Consider the following 16,777-nt stretch of genomic DNA (forward strand, 5'->3'; position numbering starts at 1 on the left):
TCAGCCTGCGCTTCTCGGCGACCATCCGCACGGCCCGCTCGATCAGCTCCTCCGGGTACTTCCTCTGCGCTGGCATGAGCGCATCCTTCCAAGCTTCAGCGTTCGATACCGAACCCGGAGCGGTTCAAGGCATGGCGGCAATGTACGGGCCACTCCAACCATCTGAGAAGTCGTCACGGCACAGCGCACCTGATCTCTCGTAATCTCCCAGATCAGCCAAAACACCGGGCAAAACGCCAGAAAGGACCCACCTGCAACGCACCTCCGCCAAGACCACCAAGCGCGTCGTCATCCATATTCCCTTCCCCGCCTGCGCCACCACCGCTCCTGAAGGCGCAAACCGATCTACGCGCCGACCCAAGGAGTGTCCACGGCGGACACCCGTACCCTCCGCGGCGATGGCCACAGCCCTGCGCGGAGGGTCTCCCGAGAGATTCGGTCAGAGCCGCACGCGGCCCTGATTCCCGGATCTGACGCAGAACAGCCGGGTGCAACCTGGTCCAGCCCCGTGCTCAGAAGGGGAGTGGCGCTGTCTGACCGGCAGGTTCGTCACAGCCCTGCCCCACAGAACTGGGCGAGACGATGGATCTGTCCGTCGACATACTGGGGCCGGGCATCCCGTTGTCGAAGGAGAGGTATCAGTGGAGGATCCAGGGTTCAGTGTGCAGGTGACCGAAGCCGGGGGCCGAGTGCGTTCACGCCTTCTCTGAGTACGTCCGGATCAGCGAGGACAACCAAGGAAGCACTGAGCGGCTGTTCGATCTGCTACCGCCGTCGGCTCCACACACGTCCAATGCCGGGGACCTTCACGCATATGCTCACGCCCGCTTCATCATGGCCGCCCGCAAACCCCTCGGACGGGACGCGCACGGGTTCTGACGGCCTCACCCATGCCGACGGGTCTTCTCGTCCACACCCCGGACAGCGAGCAGGCCCCGCCCATAACCTGACCTTGACGAGAGGACCAGGAGGGCGGAGCCATGGCTTTCGAGAGTAGCGGAGCGGATCCGAACGCAGAGCCCATCCGTTTTGGCCAACGCATGCAACTGCTGCGCACCCGGCGGGGGATGACCCGGGAGGTACTCGCCGGCCTGCTCGGCAAATCGCCGTCCTGGGTCAAGCAGATCGAGAACGGCCGGTTGCAGATGCCGCGCCTGGACACCGTGCTGGCGATCGCCGAAGCGCTGCGCGTGCGCGACCTCTCCGACCTGACTGGCGGACGGAAACTGGACGCGGGCATGTTCATCGGTCCCGGCCACCCCCGCCTCCCTGCCGTGGCGGAGGCCGTCAACGCCCTGCCAGGCCCCGCCCGGGACCGTCAGGCAGCGTCTGTGGCCCACCTGCGGGCGCGGCTCGCGTCGGCCTGGGCGGCTCGCCACTCGGCTCCGAACCACCGGGACGTGGTCGGCGCGCTGCTCCCGGACCTTATCCGGGACGCCCAACTTGCGGTCCGTCAGGCCGACTCCGCCGCCGACCGGCGAGCCGCCCAGGCGGCGCTGGCCGAGGTGTACTGCCTGTCTCAGTTCTTCGTGGCCTATCAGCCCGACAGCTCCCTGTTGTGGCGGGTCGCCGAGCGGGGCATGGTGGCCGCGCAGGAGAGCGAGGACCCGCGTGCCGTCGGCGTCTCCGCCTGGCTCGCCGCGCAGGCTCACCGCGACTCCGGGCCCGGCCACTTCGACGCGGCCGACAGCGTCACGACGAACGCACTCGCCTACCTGGAGCCGCTTCTGGCGGACGCAACTGATGACGTCCTGTCCATCGCCGGGGCGCTGACCTTCGAAGCCGGGTACACGGCGGCCAGGCGCGGGGACACAGGCGTGGCCTGGGCGCACTGGGATCGGGCACACGAGATGGCACAGCGGCTGCCCAGCAGCTTCTACGACCCCATCACAAGCTTCTCCCGGGCGATCATGGGCGCCCACGCGGTGACCGTGGCAGTGGAACTGCACGCGGGCGGGGAGAGCGTGAGGCAGGCGGCACGGGCGGAGGCCTCCGTGATTCCGTCCCGTCCCCGACGCGCACGGCACCGCATCGAGCAGGCGCGCGCCTACCAGCTCGACGGCCGGGCGGAGGCGGCGCTGGCCACGCTGGAACAAGCATGGGAAGCCGCACCGGAGACGATCAAGTACAACGGCTACGCCAAGCGGATCATCCTCGAAGAAGCCGAGGCTGCTGCTCCGGCACGCAGGCAACGGGCTGCGGACCTGGCCGCGAAGGTGGGCCTGCTCGCCGCCTGATCCTCTGACGAGGGGGCACATTCTGTGCCCCCTCCGGAGAGTGGGCGTACCTACCGTCCGTGACATGGCCGTCACAGGATCTTTCACCGCTGCGGGCGCTGCGCCCGCCTCTTCCGCTCCCCTCCCACGGGCCCATGTGACCCCTGCGTGCAAGGTCGGCGCTGACCGGTGGCCGGACCTGCACTCGCAGTGCAGGGCACCGGGATACCAGCACACTTCGCTCGGGTGGACTCCGGTCTCCTGCGCCTGCGCCTGCGCCTGCCACCAGGGGGCGTCATGAGCGGCGGGACGGTGGTGTTCGAGCCGCGTGACGGCATGTACCGGCTGGTCGTCAACGGGAAGCCACTCGAAGGCGAGCCGGGGCAGCCGCTGCGCTTCGAGACCGCCGCTGAGGCCGAGCGCGTTCGGGACAGCCGGGAGCAACTGTTCGGGGGCCGACGGTGAGCCGCCCTCGCCCGACGTACCCGGAGACGAAGATCCCGTTCGTGTGGCCGACGGTCGGCGCGCGCACCTGGACGGCCCCTGAGCGATCGTTCTTCGGTACCTGCAACCCGGCGGGATCCGCTGACGATCACGTCTGCCCGGTCGGCGTGTACCGGATCAACGGGCGCGTGATCGGCTGCGACTGCATCTGTCACGCCGCCCGCCGAAAGCGGCTGGCCGCACGGTAGAGCCGCCCACAGACCGCAGGACCCTAGGTGCAATGTCAGTACACGGTGTCCTTCTAAACGGTGAACCTCGGTGAGCTGTGAGTGGAACCGGGTACCTGATGGCGCATCAGTCCGCAGAAGCGGGCGGGTGCCTCGGGCTGTCCGTAGCAGATGTGAGGTGTCGTGATGAGAGCCGCGAAGCTGACCGTCCTGGCCGGTCTGCTGGCTGCGACCGTGGCTGCCGTGCCGAGCGCAGCCGTGGCACAGGGGCCAGCGGTGCTGGGGACGGGGCACACGTCGCGGTTCGTGCCGGGCCCGTGCCCGGCCACGCTCCCGCACGGCGTGAAGGCCGCCTGCGGCTACCTGGTGGTGCCCGAGAACCGGGACCGGCCCGACGGGCGGACGCTTCGACTCGCCGTCGCGATCGTTCCCGCCCAGTCTCCGCGGCACCAGCACAGTGACCCGATCGTGTTCCTGCCCGGAGGACCGGGGCAGGACGCCATCAGCGACATTGCGCAGATCACCGCGACCGGTCTGAACCGGGACCGCGATCTCGTCGTCATGTCGCAGCGCGGGACGCTGTCCTCGCCTCCCGCGTTGACCTGCCCCGAGGTCGACAGGTTCTACCAGCAGCGGATCGGGCTGCGCTATGACGCGCCGTCGACCGGCCGCCTGTACGTGCAGGCGGTGTCCGCCTGCCGCGACCGGCTGGCCGGCGAGGGCGTCGACCTCGCCGCGTACAACTCTTCGGAGAGCGCGGCCGACCTGGCGGACCTGCGGACGGCCCTCGGCATCCGGGAATGGAACGTGTTCTCCCACTCCTACGGAACCGAGCTGGCGCTGACGTACATGCGCAGGTACCCGCAGGGGATCCGCTCGGTGACGCTGGACGGGGTGGTGCCGCCCTCGGTGGCGACGCCCGGCTGGACCTGGAGCAGCGTCAAGGAGTCGTTCGACAACATGACCGGTGCGTGCGCGGCGCAGCCTGCCTGCGTGCGGCGCTACCCGCAGCTTGCCGCCGTGTTCACCGACCTGGTGAGCCGTTTGGAGGCACACCCGGTCACCACGCGGGTGACCGTGCCGGGGGTGGCCGGGCCGGTGAAGGTCGTTCTGGACGGCGGAGCGCTGGTGAACTGGATGGTCCGGGCCAGTCACACTCCGGCCGAGTTCCCGCTGGCGGTGGACGAGTTGGCCCACGGCAACCCGCGGGTGGTCGCCGAGCAGTGGGCGAGCACCCGCCTGCCCGGCAGTGAGGGAGTCTTCGCCCACGGTCTCTCCCTGAGCGTGTGGTGCAGCGAGTGGGTGCCCTTCGAGACCGCACGCGAGCAGCTGACGGCCGGTCTGCGGGCCTTCCCGACCTTCCCGATCTCTGTCCTGGCCCAAGCGCCACAGCTGGCGTTCTTGCGCCAAGCGTGCCGCGCCTGGGACGTCCCCGCGGCGGACCCGTCCATCCGTGCGGTCACCCGCAGTGCCATTCCGACCCTCGCCGTCTCCGGGAGCTTCGACGCGCAGACGGGCGCGGTCTGGGGCCGCTACGCCGCGTTGACGCTGCGCAACTCGTTCGTGGTGACGCTCGCCGGCGTCGCGCACGGCGTGTTCGACAACCCCTGCGGCTCACACGTGATCACCTCCTTCTACGACCGCCCCGACCATCCCGACACCCGCTGCGTGGCGTCGGTGCGGCCGGTGCGGTTCATCATCGGGCCGAGGTGAACGCGGTGACGCCGACAGCCGTGGACCAAGCCGACAACACCGCTGACGCCGTCGTCTACGCCGCTCCCGCAGCTGGCGTGCGCCGCGCCGTCCGCCCGCTTTCGCGGCGCAACCTGCTCGGCATCGCGGCGGGTGGCGCGGCTCTCTCGCTCACGCCCGTGCCAGCCTGGGCCGCCGCCCGACGGCCTCCCAGCCCCGGGGAGCGCGCATTCGAGTCGCTGCTGCGGGAGCTCGACGCCAGGATCGAAGCGGCCATGAGGGCCTACGCGATCCCCGGGGCGGCGGTCGGCCTGCTGCTCGGGGACCGCGAGTACGTCAGGGGATACGGCGTCACCAACGTCGACCACCCGACACCCGTCGACCCGGACACGCTCTTCAGGGTCGGCTCCACCACGAAGACCTTCACCGGCACAGCGCTGATGCGACTGGTCGAACGAGGCAGGATCGACCTCGACGCCCCCGTCCGCCGGTACCTTCCCGAGTTCGCGGTGGCCGACCCGACCGCCTCCCGCAAGGTGACGGTCCGCCAACTCCTCAACCACAGCTCAGGCTGGCTCGGTGACGACTACCAGGACTTCGGCCGCGGCGACCACGCGGTCACCCGCTTCGTGGACTCCATGACCCGCCTGCCCCAACTCACTCCGGCCGGACAGACCTTCGCCTACAACAACGCCGGACTCTGCGTCGCCGGCCGCATCCTGGAGGTCACCACCGGAACTACCTACGAGGCCGCCGTACGCAGCCTGCTCCTGGACCCGCTCGACCTGCGCCACAGCCACTTCTTCAGCGACGAGATCATCGGGCTCAACATCGCCGCCCCCCACAACGTCATCGACGGCAAAGCGGTGGTGGAGCCCTCCTTCTGGCACCAACCGCGCAGCCTCGCCCCGACCGGCGGACTCGTCTCGAGCGTGCGCGACCAGCTGGCCTGGGCCCGCTTTCACCTCGGCGACGGCACCGCCCCCAACGGCACCAGACTGCTGAGCAAGGCGTCACTTGAGCGGATGCGCTCACGGCCGGGACCTGGCGGAACCATCGTCGTGGAACTCGACGGGATGGGCGTCACCTGGATGCTGCGGCCCACGGCCCAGGGACCACGGATCGTGCAGCACGGAGGCACCTGGCCGGGCCAGGTCTCCGGCTTCCTGATGGTGCCCGACCGCGGCTTCGCGCTGACCCTGCTCACCAACTCGGTCGGCGGCTCGCACCTGCGCGACGAGCTCTTCACCGACGACTGGGCACTGCGACGCTTCGCCCGGGTCAGCAACCTCCCCGCCGAACCCCGACACCTGAGCGCCGCGGAACTGGCGCCCTACGAGGGCCACTACCTGAACCAGCGGATCAATGAGGCCGGCACGTGGGAGGAGACCCACGTCGAGTTCCGCGCCCAGCGGGGCCGCCTCCAGGGAACGACGACCACCCAGGGCGAGACCAGCGAGCTCGGCGTGGCCTTCTACCGCCGGGACTACGGACTCGACCTCGACCCTTCCGGCCGACCGATCGGCACCCGCAGCGACTTTCTGCGCGGACCCGATGGACGGGTCCTGTGGTGGCGCAACCACGGACGGCTCCACCGCCGCACCGACCAGCGGAAGCCCTGACCCACCACAAGCCTGCTCGCGCGGCTACCCCGGTGGACCTGCGCTACTTCGCCCGCGATGTTCGCACTCTCGGAAGACCAGCGGGCGAGCCACGCACGGCGAATTCAGTGCAGTGCCTGGGCGACGTGCAGCACATCACCCGCCGTCATACTTGGATCTTGCTCCTGAACTGTCAGAGTGTAGGAGCCGTCGAACCAGGTAAGCGTCTCACCCAACTGTTGACCCTGAGTCGACCGTACGACGATGAGCCTGGCCGGATGGCTGCCAACACTGACCGGCTGCCCATCCGTCGGTACGGAGTCGCCAGCAGTTTGCGTGATCCACATGACGCCGTGGGAGATGCCTCCTGCATAGCCTCGTTGCCACGAAGGCGTCGGAGAAGTCACGAAGTGGGCCCCTGAACCGTCAACGTGCACGGTGGGACTGTCAGCGTTGAAGACAACGTCCGGCGTCTGTGCATATCCTGCCGGGAGGTAGCCGGGTTGCCGCAGGTCAGCAGCCAGAACGGTGCCAACTCCTGGGCCCTGCCCCTGGTTGACTTGGCGGCTGCCTAGCGGCTGTCTCAGCGACACGGACAGGTGCTGGGCCGTGCCACCATCGCATACTGCCTCGCTCGGAGCGTGCCGATGACGGACCACCTCAAGTGTCACGGCCCGGGAGGTTTCCTGGGCGATGAGACTGGGCCGATCCTCGCACCCGCTCCAAAACACGGAGGCAGTCAGAGTGCGCCCGTCGGTGCCCACCAAGACCTCACCAGTTACTGCGCTGTTCGCAGCAGGGGAGGCGGCTCCGTCAAAGTAGCCTGCTCCCCAGGCTGACAGGCCGGCCACGGCGACTGTCCCGAGCGCCGTAAGTGTGACGACCCCAGCGCGAGTTATCCGATGTGCCACCCTGCCCACCTCACTCCAGTGCCCGTCCGGTGGGGCCCTTGGCTGTCTCCCCAGGGCCCCACCGGCAAATGCCAGCCGATTGCCTCAATGCAGCCGGCATCAGATCTCCCTGGAGAGTAGGGGGTCCTCGACCCTGGCCCATGCTGGGGCGGGGATGCCGGCCGCAGCGGCCCATGCGAGGGCGCCTTCGGCCGATGCGGGCACCCCCGGCCGGGCGATGGTGTTCAAGTGTGTCGAGTCGGCCCAGGTCCGGTTGGCGGGCCGCGATGCGTGCAAATCGATGGTCTCTCCGATGCCGGCCGCGCGATACTGGACCGCCATGACGAGCGACCATGACTCGGTCGGTCCGACGTTGCGCCGCGTTCTGGCCAAGGCAGGCGGACCGGAGCTGCTGGACCTGCTGGCCAAGGGGCTGACCGGGACCGACCTGACCACACTGCTCCTGGAAGTCTTCCGACGCCGCGCCGACAGGCTCACCCCGGCCGAGGTGATGCGGCGCTATCGCACCGACCGGTTCGTGACCCCGGCCCCGACAGCGTTCGCGCAACTACGACGAGCCGAAGACTTCCTGCTCTCGGCGCTGCCGGACGACTTCCAGATGCTCAGCCTGGCTCCGCTCGTCCCCCTGGCAGCGCATACGGCGGTCGCGACCGTCGACCCGCGCAAGATCGTCGCCACCATTCGTGGCAGCGAGGTCGCAGCCGACCCGACCAATGCCCTGGCCCTGGAGGCAGCCCAGCGGAGATCCCAGGCCCTGGCCGCAGATCCCCGCTCGGCCGTGCCGGTCCGGCTGGCCGCCAGCCAACGCGTCGTGCGCGCCCAGCACTTCGACGCGCCCGGCATGCTCGCCCACTTCCAACTGTTCGCCCTGGTGACCGCCGGCCGGGACACCGGCAGCCGGGCCTTCGAGCAACAGCACCTGGTCGAGCACCTGCATTTCGCCGTCCGGGCGATGGCACGTGCGGGATTGCACCAGACCGAGATCCGCATCACCTGCCTCGACGAGTCCGCCGCTCCGATCCTGGCCCGCACACGCGCAGAGCTGGCCGGAACACCCGGCGTTGACATCATCGACGATCCCGACCGCGTGACCGGACGCGGCTATTACACCGGCCTGTGCTACAAGATCTACGCAACCGTCCATGGTCAGCAGCTGGAGATCGCGGATGGCGGGTTTGTCGACTGGACCCAGCGCCTCACAGGAAGCCGCAAAGAACGCCTCCTCATCAGCGGATTCGGCGTTGACCGACTCGCCGCAATGCTGACGCCACCCACCGACGCCGCACCATGACTTCCGCGCCGGACCAGGTAGCAGTTCCACAGGGTTTGACCCGCGGCGCCGGCAGCCCCGGCAGCCGCCCTCGCGATGGTGTTCAAGCTCGTCGAGTCCGCCGAGGAACGCTGACGGGCGATCACCGGAGCGTCCCTTGTTGCCCTGGTCCGCTCCGGGGCCAGGTTCGAGAACGGCGTCCTGGTCGAGCGGACGCAGGCCGGTGCTGCCTGATCGCCTCGCCTCAGTCCGCTCGGCGAGGTGTCGTCGCGTCGGAGGCCTCGGCAGCCTCTGCTTGGCGGAGCACGTCGTAACCCGCGAACTCGAACATCCGCGTGCCGTGGCGCAGTGGCTGAGGGGCGCCGGCGAAACGGTGCACACCGACGCCGAAACCCGCCTCCACCGCTGACAGCCACTGCAGTTCGAACCCCTGTGCCTCGAACCAGTCGCAGATCTGCGGCACCCGGTCGGGGGCGCCGCGGTGTCGTGTCCAGATGACGGTGCCGTTGGTCGTGCACAGCTGGTTGCAGGCCGCGATGGTGCGCTCGATGTCCGGGTCGGTGATGTTGCCGAAGACGCCACACACAAGGACGAGATCGGCCGGGGCCAGGTCCTCGTACTGGTCGATCAGGGAGGCGTCGCCGGTCACGATCTCAACCTGCCGCAGGCCTGCCTGGTCGGCTTTCTCCCGAGCGGCAGCGGTGTTGCGCGGGTCCAGCTCGACGAGCCTGGCCCTCACATCGTCGCGGCGGGGATGATCGACCAGAACCTCCAGCAGATCGCGGCCATCCCCGGCGCAAAGGCTGACCACCCTCACCTCACCAGCCGGGGCCTCCGACAAGGCCGCAAGGATCCGTCCTTGAACCGCCTGCAGGCGACGTGCCATCAATGAGTCGGCCACTTCGTACTGGTCGTGCCAGGCTCTCCAGTCCACGAACGGATGCTACGACCCCCAACCATCCACTGGCGACCTGTTCGTGACCCACACGACCGCAATCGGTGAGAAGTATCAGCCCATAACGCAGTCAAGGCCCGGCAGATACCGGGCCTTGACCATCTGAGTAGCGGGGACAGGATTTGAACCTGCGACCTCTGGGTTATGAGCCCAGCGAGCTACCGAGCTGCTCCACCCCGCGTCGGTACGCAGGACTCTACGGCACCAACCCGAAACTGCCCAATCGCCTTTCACCTGCCCCGGGCCGCGCCCGATTGCCCACGTGCGACTCGTCCACCGCTGAGGTCCACTCGCGGCCGGGAACTCGGACGGGCCCCCGCTGGACCGACTGAACCGCCGCACCTGGAACAAAGGGCCCGCGTGTCTGCCCGTCCGACGGTCCCGCCGCCGGGCCGAGTCGGTCCCGCGAGTGGTGAGGGCTCGGCTGGCGGAAAGGGCTTTCGCGTGCCGCCGACAGTGCGTTAGCCTTCCCCAGCAATTCGTGGGGATCATGGGGATGCTGTTTCCGGGGGCTTCCAAAGCACGCGGAGAGCCTCACCCGCCCGTCGGCCGTGACCGCCCGCGCTCACCCCCTTTTTCCCTTATGGGAGACGTGCGTGAACCGCTCTGCCCTGCTCCGCTTCACGGCCACGCTGGCTGTCCTCGGCACCTCCGCGCTCGGCTACGTTCCGGCGGCCATCGCCGCAACGCCCGTCGCACAGACAGCGACCGACGCCGTCATTCCCCCGAGCACCACCAACAGTCCGCGCACGGACACTGTCTTCGGCGCCGGCCCCGGGGGCTTCCTTCATGCTCCGGAGGGCGACCAGAACCTGGTGTGGTCCACGTACTCGGGCCAGGACACCCATCTCCAGGGACTGCTGAACAGCACCACCGTTTCCCACGGTGCGGACGTCCTGGTGGCACACCCGACCAACCAGGGCTACCTGCTGCACGACATGGACACCGGGGCCGACACGCGGTTCACCCTTCCCACCGCTGACGCGTACGAGGCCGCCTTCGGCTCGCGCATCGTCAGCATCGCGCCGGGATCCGGCTCCACCCCGGCAGCGCTGCAGATCTTCAGCTCGGCGGGCGGCCAGCAGACCATGACGACGGCCACCGGCTGGCCGAGCGGCTCCAGCATCGGCACGGTGGTAGGCGGCGACGCCGACGCCGCCCTGATGACCTACCTGGAGGGCACGCAAGAGGGCCTGGTGCTGATCGACCTGAACAGCGGTCAGGTCACCCCCGTGTTCAGCGGCCTGACCAGCAGCCAGTTCAGCACGGTTCTCTCGGACCAGTATCTCGGCTGGTACTCCGTCGGTGCCACTTCGACGCTGCATCTCATCCGCCGTTCCGACCCGAGCGCCCCGGAAACGACCGTTTCCCTCCCCGCGCCCCAGATCGCGGGAGCGACCCAGATCGGACTGACCAAGGTCGCGATCGCGGGCAACAATCTGCTCCTGCAGTACACGTACATGGTCGGCGCAGCGTCGACCCACCGGTTCGCGCTCTACCAGATGCCCCTCGCCGGCGGTACGCCGACGCCGCTGATGCCGATGTTGACCTCCCAAATGGTGCCGCTGCCGAACGGCGCGGTGGCGGTCGGAGGGTCCTCGGATTCCGACTGGGGAGTGCACACGTTCACCACGGCCGCCGACGGCTCAGTGGCGGCGACGCTGACGTACGCGGACGCACAGGCGACCTACGCCGTCCGCGGGCTTTCCCTGGCCAATGGCGTCCTGTACGACATCACGGGCGTCGACGCACAGGACGAGAAGCTGTACAGCCGCGCCGTCCAGTGGGGTGGTGCCGCGCCCACCTACCAGGGCGAGACATACTTCGCGTCGCCGGTGCCCACCGACTGCTCCGCCCAGGCCACGTGCGCGCCGCCGCTCGCCTCCCCCGGGGCCGTCGCGCAGCTTGTGCGGGACAGCAGTGCGCCGTACGACTCGATCCAGGTGACCGGCGCCGGCTACGACGTCTACCCCGGCACGAGCGGCGGCGCCTTGGTCGACTCCGACGGCCAGTGGACGGTCTACAACGGCGCCAACGGCACGCAGTACATCGGCACGGACACCGTTCCGGGTCTGCCCGGGAACGTCCTGTGGACCCGTCCGGCCGGGGCTGCGACCCTCACCGACGGCTCCTACGAGTGGGCCGCGGGTGCCACGCCGGGCTCGATCAGCCTGGTCGACCTCGCCCGCAAGGCGACCCAGCAGACCGTCCAGACCGGCGCCGCCTGCGTCCCCACCGAGCTGCAGACCGCCGCGGACCGCTGGATCTACTGGTCCTGCGGCGTCTCCGGCCCGGCCGGTGTCTACGACCTGGCGACCCATCAGGACGTCACCGTGCCCTCCGGCTACGCCGAGCTCGGCGACGGCTACGTGGTCACCCACGACGAGACCGCCGGCGAACTGGTCCTCACCGACATCCACACCGACACCCCCGTCACCTCCGACCTGGCCGCCCTCCCCGCGGGCGCGGTCCCGGACGACCGGAACGTCACCTGGGCCGTGGACAAGTCCGGCGGTGGCGGCATCGCCTACGTGGACGCCCAAAGCACCATCCACCTCGTCAACCCGCAGATCCCCGCGTCCACGACCCAGCCGACCGTCAGCACCACCCTCCAGGCCGGCGAGCAGCTGACCCCGGGCACCAGCATCACCAACTCCTCCGTCTCCTGGGTGATGCAGTCCGACGGAAACCTGGTGGCCTACCTGGCCAACGGCGGCACCACGCCCGGCCCGGCCGTCTGGGCCAGCAACACCGCCGGCCACCCCGGAGCCCACGCCGTCATGCAGACGGACGGCAACCTGGTCGTCTACTCCGCCACCGGCACCGCCCTGTGGGCGAGCCACACCGCCGGCCACCCCGGCGCGCACGCCACCCTCCAGGCCGACGGCGACCTCGTGGTCTCCACGGCGAGCAACTCCGCCCTGTGGGCCGCCGGCACGAACGCCCGCCCGCAGCAGATCGTCGTCGGTACCGTCATGAAGCCGGGCTGGTGGGCTCACTCCCAGCTGACCGAGCTGGTCATGCAGTCCGACGGCAACCTCGTCCTCTACCGCAACCGCGACGGCGCGGCCCTGTGGGCGAGCCACACCGCCGGTCACGCCGGCGCCTACGCCGTGATGCAGCCCGACGGCAACCTCGTCGTCTACCGCCCGGGCGGTGCAGCCCTGTGGTCCACCCGCACCAACAACCACCCCGGCGCGTACGCCCTCGTACAGGACGACGGCAACTTCGTCGTCTACCGCCCCGGCGGCAGCCCCACCAGCGGCGGCGCACTCTGGGCAAGCGGCACCAGCGGAAAATAGGGACACCCCCGAGCCGGCGCGCAGGCCACCGGGACCCACACGCGCCGTCCTCGGCCCCGGCGGCAACCGCTGGCTCTGGCTGCTGATCAGTTCCGACTCAGTGCGGAACGGCCCGCGAAGCGTGCCGTTGCGCCCAACTCCTCTTCGATCCGGATCAGTTGGTTGTACTTCGCGGTGCGGTCGGAGCGGGAGAGCGAACCCGTCTTGATCTGACCGCAGCCCGTCGCCACTGCCAGATCCGCGATGGTGGTGTCCTCCGTCTCACCCGAGCGGTGCGACATGACGGCCGTCCAGCCCGCCTGGTGGGCCGTGGTCACCGCGGCCAGCGCCTCGGTCAGAGTCCCGATCTGGTTGACCTTCACCAGGACCGAGTTGCCCACGCCGGTGCGGATGCCCTCGCGCAGCAGCGTCTCGTTGGTGCAGAACACGTCGTCACCGGTGAGCTGGCAGCGGTCCCCGACGCGGGCGGTCAACTCGCGCCACCCGTCCAGGTCGTTCTCCGCCATCGGGTCCTCGATGGAGACGACCGGGTAGGCGTCGATGAGCTTGGTCAGGTAGTCGGCGTGCTCGGAGGGGGTGCGGCGCACGCCCTCGCCCGCGTAGTCGTAGACCCCGTCGCGGAAGAACTCCGACGAGGCCGGGTCCATGACCAGGCCGATGTCCGCGCCCGGGCGGTAGCCGGTGCGCTCGATCGCGGTCATCACGAAGTCGAGCGCCTCCTCCGCGGTACGCAGCGCCGGAGCGAAGCCGCCCTCGTCGCCGACACCCGTCGAGTGCCCCGCGGCCAGCAGATCGCGGCGCAGCGTGTGGAACACCTCGCTGCCCATGCGGACCGCGTCCAGGAAGGTGTCCGCTCCCACCGGCGCGATCATGAACTCCTGGAAGTCCAGCGGATTGTCGGCGTGGGCGCCGCCGTTGACGATGTTCATCATCGGCAGCGGCAGGAGGTGGGCGTCGGGGCCGCCGAGGTAGCGGTAGAGGGGCTGGCGATGTGCCGCCGCGGCGGCCTTGGCGGCGGCGAGGGAGACGCCGAGGATCGCGTTGGCGCCGAGCCGGGACTTCGTGGCGGTGCCGTCGAGAGCGACCAGCGCGGCGTCGAGACCGGCCTGGTCCGCCGCGTCCCGGCCGCGCACGGACGCCGCGATCTCCCCGTTGACGAGGCTCACCGCACGGTCGACGCCCTTGCCGTGCCAGCGCGCGGAGTCGCCGTCGCGCAGTTCCACGGCCTCCCGGGCGCCGGTGGAGGCACCGGACGGGACAGCCGCGCGCCCCAGGGACCCGTCCGCCAGGACGATGTCGACCTCGACCGTGGGATTGCCCCGGCTGTCGATGATCTGGCGCGCGAGGACGGTCTCGACTGTGCTTGCGGACATGGGAGTTCCTTCCCGTTGTCGTGTGCCGTGGCCCTGGCTGCGACGACGCTGGCGCTGAGCCCGGCAACGCAAACAATACAGCAATGCTGCTCAGTTCTGCTGCTCAGTTCTGCTGCTCAGTTCTGCTGCACAGTATTGCTGTACAGGTCAGGTGCGCAGCCTTGCTGGTCAACGGGGTAAAGTGCGGTATGCCCACCTCGGAAGCCGCCGCCATCGCCGCCGAACTGCGCACCGCGATGGGCAAGCTCACCCGCCGGGTCAAACACGAGGACCACATCCCACTGGGCCAGGCCGCCGTGCTCGGTGCACTCGACCGCAACGGCGCCATGACCACCAGCGACCTCGCCGCCGATCAGCGCGTACGTCCCCAGTCGATGGCCCGGTCCGTGGGGCTGCTGATGGAGCAGAACCTGATCACACGCCGGGCACACCCCACGGACGGCCGCAAGTCGCTGGTCGAGCTGTCGGACGCGGGCCGGGCCGCGCTCGAAGCGGAGCGCAACCGCCGGGCCGGCTGGCTCGCGCAGGCGATCGAGGCCGAACTCACCGACGAGGAGCGGGCATTGCTGGCACGCACTGCCGCCCTGCTGGAACGGCTCGCCACACGCTGACGCCCCGACAGACGCCCAGCGCTCGCAGGGCCCAGAGCTTCTGGCAGGGTGGGCCGGTGACGCTGTTGATATTGAAGCTCGTGCTCGCTCCCCTCCTCGTGGTGGGGTCGTCCCTGGCGGGGCGGCGGTGGGGACCGTCGGTCGCCGGCACGCTTGTGGCGCTCCCGATCGTGGCGGGGCCCATCTTGTTCATCACGTACCTGGAGCACGGCCAACAGTTCGCCGCACACGCCGCGTCGGCGTCGTTGCTCGGCCTGGTCTCGCTCGCGGTGTTCGCAGTCGTCTTCGCCAGGCAGGCGCGGACGCGGTCCTGGCCTGCCACTCTGGTCATCGGCTGGCTGGCCTGCCTGGCCTGCGATCTCCTCCTCTCCATGACCTCCCTTCCGGCACCGGCCGGACTGGGCCTCGCGATGGCGGCGACCGCCCCCGCCACAAAGGCGGCGAGCGCGCTCACCCAGCCCGGAGCGCCCAGGGCCCTGCGCCCGCCGGCGTGGGACCTTCCGGCTCGCGCGGCGGTCACCGCCGCGCTCGTCCTCGCACTGACGACAGCTGCCGCACATCTCGGCCCTGACCTGACCGGGGTGCTCGCGCCGTTCCCGATCGGCACCAGCGTCGTGGCCACCTTCGCGCTGGCGCAGGGTGGGGCACCGGCCGCGCATGCGACGCTGGCCGGGGTACTGCGAGGCCTGTGGGGGTTCGCTGCTTTCTGCTTCCTGGTCGCGGTCCTCGCCGTCCCCGTCGGCGGCCCGGCGGCATTCGCCGCCGCCACTCTCGGCGCGCTCGGGGTCCAACTGACCGTCCGGCGGATTCACCACGTACGCGACCGGACAACGACTCCAGTCCCGCTGCCTGCGACCGAACCGGCGCTGAACAGCGGAGGTTGAGGTTCAGCAGGTCGAACGGGCCCGTTCGACCTGTCCGCGTCGGGTGGGATCACCCTGCCGGAAGTCATTCCGGCATCGCCGCGTGTGTCGGTCGCTCCAGCTGAGCCGGGCTCAGAGAAGTTCGGCGCGAGCGGCCTGGACTCCGGCCTGGAACCTGGTCTGTGCGCCGAAGGAGTCCATGAAGTCCCGGATCAGCCTTTGCACGGTGCGCGTGGAGATGCCGAGCTGGCGGGCGATGCTCTCGTCGGTGAGCCCGGACGCCAGCAGCGTCAGAAGTTCCCGGCGGCGCCCCGCTGCACCCGGTTCGCCCTCCGCCTCGGCTCGTGGCACGCGCATCGCCTGGGACCAGGAGAGCGCGAACAGGCCGGACAACGCGTCGAGCAGCGAGCACGGGCGCACGACCAACGCGGTCTGCAGCGCCGTCCCGGTGCTCACCGGCAACAGGGCCCACCGGTCGTCCACCAGGGCCAACTTGAACGGCAGTGTGGCAAGCATCCGGCAGTCTTCACCGATGTCCATGAACTCCCGGATCGTCGCCAGCCGCTCCGGATCGCGCACGGCGGCGTGCTCGTAGATGACCTGGACGGCCACTCCGCGTCTGATCACCGCCGCCTCGTCCGCGGGCGAGGCGACGAGGATGTGGGGTGCCTTGTCCAGGACCCGCAGGCTGGTTCGGGCGCTGTGCTGCAGTGCCCGCCAGCAGGCCGCGATGGCCTCCTGGCCGCTCACCACCTCGATCAACTCGTCCGGCCCCACTGCCTGGTGGCCCTGCCGGTAGTTGCGCATGAGCTCCTCGACGCGCCCGCGCAGTCGGGTCAGGTCGGCCTCCCGCGCCCGCACGAGCGCCTCCAGGGCGATGTCGGGTGCGGTCGCATACCAGGCGTCGGGCGCGTCACCGCGGCCGGTGTGCTCGCTGCTCTCGTCCCACGCGCCGGCGTCATCGTGCCGGGCGGCGACGACCAGGCCGAGTGCGGCCAGGGAGTGCAGCTGTGCATGGACGCGATCGTGTGCCATGTCGAGTCGCCGGCCGATCTCGGCCGTGCTCAATCGGGGCTCGGTCAGCAACCGGAGATAGAGATACTCCTCGACGGCCGAGAGGCCGAGGCAGTCGAGCAGCGCCGCTGCACCGTCCGTGCGGCTTGCAGGCATGGATGGCCCCTTTCCGCGGCTTGGACGGCGAGGCCGATACGGGGCCGGAGCACGCCGGTCGCCGCATGGCATGTTCCCGCCATTTCAGGTTCCGGCATCGTCCCACGTCTATACCCAGGAAATCCACAGGATCCAGTCTGAG

Annotated in this window: 11 protein-coding genes, 1 tRNA gene and 1 pseudogene; 9 read left to right on the forward strand and 4 right to left on the reverse strand. The window is 69.8% G+C overall.

The genetic code is table 11. The features are described from left to right. The first annotated feature begins 980 nt into the window (after window positions 1-980). From I2501_RS13250 to I2501_RS41065, 6 genes and pseudogenes are all read left to right on the forward strand, one after another. Entirely contained in the window at window positions 981-2,237 is a 1,257-nt protein-coding gene (locus I2501_RS13250) for a helix-turn-helix domain-containing protein (RefSeq protein ID WP_196194183.1), read from the forward strand. 225 nt (window positions 2,238-2,462) lie between these two features. Continuing rightward, window positions 2,463-2,681: a hypothetical protein gene (locus tag I2501_RS13255; RefSeq protein WP_196194184.1), complete on the forward strand. Its 219-nt coding sequence runs from the start codon at window positions 2,463-2,465 to the stop codon at window positions 2,679-2,681. A 392-nt stretch (window positions 2,682-3,073) separates the two neighbouring features. Then, window positions 3,074-4,600 carry an alpha/beta fold hydrolase gene (locus I2501_RS13260; RefSeq protein ID WP_196194185.1) on the forward strand — a complete coding sequence of 509 codons (1,527 nt, stop codon included), beginning with the start codon at window positions 3,074-3,076 and terminating at the stop codon, window positions 4,598-4,600. A gap of 5 nt (window positions 4,601-4,605) precedes the next feature. Beyond that, window positions 4,606-6,201 (forward strand): serine hydrolase domain-containing protein, encoded by a 1,596-nt coding sequence (locus tag I2501_RS13265; protein WP_215909615.1) that lies wholly within the window; start codon window positions 4,606-4,608, stop codon window positions 6,199-6,201. A gap of 1,209 nt (window positions 6,202-7,410) precedes the next feature. Beyond that, window positions 7,411-8,382 (forward strand): hypothetical protein, encoded by a 972-nt coding sequence (locus tag I2501_RS13270; RefSeq protein ID WP_215909616.1) that lies wholly within the window; start codon window positions 7,411-7,413, stop codon window positions 8,380-8,382. Between the two features lie 35 nt (window positions 8,383-8,417). Then, window positions 8,418-8,595, forward strand: a pseudogene (locus I2501_RS41065) (IS256 family transposase); the annotation flags it as partial. 10 nt (window positions 8,596-8,605) lie between these two features. Here the strand turns inward: I2501_RS41065 and I2501_RS13275 are convergent. Continuing rightward, window positions 8,606-9,295, reverse strand: a complete 690-nt coding sequence (locus tag I2501_RS13275; protein WP_196194186.1) for a class I SAM-dependent methyltransferase — start codon at window positions 9,293-9,295, stop codon at window positions 8,606-8,608. Between the two features lie 128 nt (window positions 9,296-9,423). Continuing rightward, window positions 9,424-9,497: transfer RNA gene (locus I2501_RS13280), tRNA-Met, on the reverse strand. Between the two features lie 415 nt (window positions 9,498-9,912). Here I2501_RS13280 and I2501_RS13285 point away from each other — a divergent pair. Then, window positions 9,913-12,618: a hypothetical protein gene (locus tag I2501_RS13285; RefSeq protein ID WP_196194187.1), complete on the forward strand. Its 2,706-nt coding sequence runs from the start codon at window positions 9,913-9,915 to the stop codon at window positions 12,616-12,618. 86 nt (window positions 12,619-12,704) lie between these two features. On the opposite strand, the gene eno is transcribed toward I2501_RS13285, so the two are convergent. Beyond that, window positions 12,705-13,991: a phosphopyruvate hydratase gene (gene eno, locus I2501_RS13290; RefSeq protein WP_196194188.1), complete on the reverse strand. Its 1,287-nt coding sequence runs from the start codon at window positions 13,989-13,991 to the stop codon at window positions 12,705-12,707. A gap of 188 nt (window positions 13,992-14,179) precedes the next feature. On the opposite strand from eno, the gene I2501_RS13295 reads away from it, so the two are divergent. Both I2501_RS13295 and I2501_RS13300 read left to right on the forward strand, forming a co-directional pair. After that, window positions 14,180-14,602, forward strand: coding sequence for a MarR family winged helix-turn-helix transcriptional regulator (locus tag I2501_RS13295; protein WP_196194189.1), 423 nt, complete (start codon window positions 14,180-14,182; stop codon window positions 14,600-14,602). 185 nt (window positions 14,603-14,787) lie between these two features. After that, window positions 14,788-15,486, forward strand: coding sequence for a hypothetical protein (locus I2501_RS13300; RefSeq protein ID WP_215909617.1), 699 nt, complete (start codon window positions 14,788-14,790; stop codon window positions 15,484-15,486). 111 nt (window positions 15,487-15,597) lie between these two features. On the opposite strand, the gene I2501_RS13305 is transcribed toward I2501_RS13300, so the two are convergent. Beyond that, on the reverse strand, window positions 15,598-16,635 hold the full coding sequence (locus tag I2501_RS13305; RefSeq protein ID WP_196194190.1) for a helix-turn-helix transcriptional regulator: 1,038 nt from the start codon (window positions 16,633-16,635) through the stop codon (window positions 15,598-15,600). Window positions 16,636-16,777: the final 142 nt, after the last annotated feature.

The organism is Streptacidiphilus fuscans, from assembly GCF_015690355.1.
In the GTDB taxonomy this organism is placed as follows: domain Bacteria; phylum Actinomycetota; class Actinomycetes; order Streptomycetales; family Streptomycetaceae; genus Streptacidiphilus; species Streptacidiphilus fuscans.

Bases quoted from the DNA above. Each gene is read 5' to 3' on its own strand.
- I2501_RS13305 (WP_196194190.1), bottom strand. From the start codon at position 16,635: ATGCCTGCAAGCCGCACGGACGGTGCAGCGGCGCTGCTCGACTGCCTC.
- eno (WP_196194188.1), bottom strand. From the start codon at position 13,991: ATGTCCGCAAGCACAGTCGAGACCGTCCTCGCGCGCCAGATCATCGAC.
- I2501_RS13250 (WP_196194183.1), top strand. From the start codon at position 981: ATGGCTTTCGAGAGTAGCGGAGCGGATCCGAACGCAGAGCCCATCCGT.
- I2501_RS13260 (WP_196194185.1), top strand. From the start codon at position 3,074: ATGAGAGCCGCGAAGCTGACCGTCCTGGCCGGTCTGCTGGCTGCGACC.
- I2501_RS13270 (WP_215909616.1), top strand. From the start codon at position 7,411: ATGACGAGCGACCATGACTCGGTCGGTCCGACGTTGCGCCGCGTTCTG.
- I2501_RS13295 (WP_196194189.1), top strand. From the start codon at position 14,180: ATGCCCACCTCGGAAGCCGCCGCCATCGCCGCCGAACTGCGCACCGCG.